The following is a 2,339-nucleotide window of genomic DNA, read 5'->3' on the forward strand; positions in this document are numbered from 1 at the left end:
AGCCCGGCATAGAACAGGCCCAGCGCGCCCAGCGCGCTGCCCAGCAGCGTCGCGATGTAGCGCGGCCGAACCACAGGTGGCGGCGTCTCGACAGGTTTCGCGGAACCTCGCTTCATCTCAGCCATGGCCTGACCTGCCTTGCTTCGTGGCAATCAGCGCCACGAAATCGCCAACATTGTGCAGCGTTTCCAGCTCGGCGGTGCGAAAACGCACCCCGAAGCGCGTCTCGGCGGCCACCACCAGGTTCACATGCGCCTGGCTGTCCCAGCCCTCGATGTCATCCGCGGTGGTGTCGGCCGACAGGGTGATGCCGTCATCGTCGAACACTTCCTGGAAGACCTCGGTCAAGACGCTGTAGATCTCGGACGGGCTCATGCGGCTTCCACTTCAATGAAATGTTCGGGGCTTTGGACGGCGGCGATCTCGTGGCGCCAGAAGGTGGCGCCGGGCTCCGCGCTGGCCGGCGGCGTCATGGGGGTGAAGCCCAGCCTGCGGTAATGCTCGGCCACCATTCCGTTCTTGGCGGTGGGCCGGTATTCGCCGACCAGCGCCGTGGCACCGCGCCGCGCCGCGTGTTGCACCAGCACGCCGAGCGTCGCTTCCTCCACTTGCCGGCCAAGCACACGGCAGGACATCAGCCAGGTGTCGATCAGCAGCTCGCCGGATGCCAGGGCCGGGTCAGGCCGCGCCACCAGCACGCTGATCAGCCCGTTGTCACCGAACCGGTCGCGCAACCGCAGCGCCAGCATCACCGTGTCGGGATCATTGGCGAAGCGGACGGTGTCCGCCTCGGTGTAGCGGCGGGTGGTCAGGTTGAACTGGTTGGTCTTGTTGATCAGCTGCGTGGCGCGCGGCAGCTCGGCCGCGCCGACCTCGGTGGCCGTCATGGTCATCGCCAGGCTGCGAAGGTAGCCGGAAAGATCGGTCGCCTGCTCCAGCGCCGCCGTCCGCTCGGCATTGAGCGCGTAGGAGCGGTTACGCGCGGCATCATCCGCCGTGAAGCCCGCCGTCTCGAAATAACAGGCGGCGGCGATCACCTCGGGGTAGTTGGCCACGTCCTCCGGCAGTTCCGGCACCGCGACCTCGGGCAGTTCGCGCCGGACGATGGCGCGTTCCGCAGGGTTGTCGTCAACAAACACCAGGCTGTCGAGGCCGATGTTCAGCGTCCTGGCGATGTGGCGGAGATTGCCCGCCTTGTCGTTCCAGTTGGCCACGAAGCAGGCAATGTCGCCACGCTTCAGCGCCATCTCCGGATGTTTGGCGAAGGCTTCCTCCGCCACCTCCAGGTTGTTCTTGCTGCACACCGCCAGGATGATGCCGCGGCGGCCCAGCGCCGCGGCGTAGCGCTGCATGGCCAGGAACGCCTCCCCGGTTGCATTGCCCTGGCCGAGCTTGATTCCGTCCAGCCCGTCATCGCCGATGACGCCGCCCCACAGCGTGTTGTCGAGGTCGAGCACCAGGCATTTGCGCGAGGTGCCGGCCACGGCGCCGGCCACCGCCGCCATGGCTTCCCCGAAGAACGGCGCCAGCACGGGACTGACCAGCTGCTTCGCCTGATGCCAGCGCACCGGGTCGGCAAACCCGGCCGCGAGGCCAGCCCGGGCCGCCTGCCAAGCCAGGTCCAGCAGCAGCACGCCCTCCTCGCGCGCCGCACAGCGGATGGCGGTGTTGAGGCGCTCGGTCACGGCATAGGGGGCAGCGGGCACCAGCGCCTCGTAGGCGCCGAACACCGGCGGATCGAAGGGCACCAGCGTTTGTTGCACCACCTGCGCGCCGTAGCGGGCACGGCCGCGGCGCCAGAGCACGCGCAGCTCCTCGACCCGTGCCGCGACCGCAGCCGCCACGTCGGCCTCGCTGCTGTCGAAGGGCAGGTCGATCGGCGCGTCCCGCGCGTCGAGCGCCAGCAGGATCAGCTGGGGTGCGAATTCGGCCAGGGCCGGATCCTCGCCCAGCAGCGCCTGCCGGTACATGCCGTAGGGAGCCACATGCACCGTCAGGGCGAGACGCCGGCCGAGCCCACCGACGCGGATCGCCGGCACCAGGTGGTCCACCGTGTGCGAGGCCAGGATGGCGAGCCGCAACGGCGTCAGCCCGGCCGAGGCCCCGGCGTGCAGCGCCTCGGCCGCCAGCTTGTCGATGCGTCCCGTGGCAGTGAAATCGCGGCGGAAGCCGGCGAGCCGGATGGCTTCCGCCAGCCGCGCCGCCGGTTCCGGGAGGCGGCGGGCGGCGGTGATGGCGGCACCGAGTTCGGGGTGTTGCGGCAGCCAGATGAGCTGTTCCATGGGCTGTGCCTCAGAACTGGAAGTAGAGGAATTCGGTGGGCGCGACCGACAGCGCCT

2 protein-coding genes are annotated in these 2,339 nt (G+C 69.3%); both read right to left on the reverse strand.

What is annotated here, in order from left to right; translation table 11 throughout:
* Positions 1-117 precede the first annotated feature (117 nt).
* A complete protein-coding gene (locus D2K64_RS23340) occupies positions 118-375 on the reverse strand; it encodes an acyl carrier protein (RefSeq protein WP_120010797.1) in 258 nt (85 codons plus the stop codon).
* Positions 372-2,282 (reverse strand): HAD-IIIC family phosphatase, encoded by a 1,911-nt coding sequence (locus D2K64_RS23345; protein WP_120010798.1) that lies wholly within the window; start codon positions 2,280-2,282, stop codon positions 372-374. Before D2K64_RS23345 ends, D2K64_RS23340 begins: the two co-directional genes overlap by 4 nt.
* Positions 2,283-2,339: the final 57 nt, after the last annotated feature.

Origin of the sequence: Teichococcus vastitatis (assembly GCF_003604215.1) — a bacterium.
Taxonomy (GTDB): domain Bacteria; phylum Pseudomonadota; class Alphaproteobacteria; order Acetobacterales; family Acetobacteraceae; genus Pseudoroseomonas; species Pseudoroseomonas vastitatis.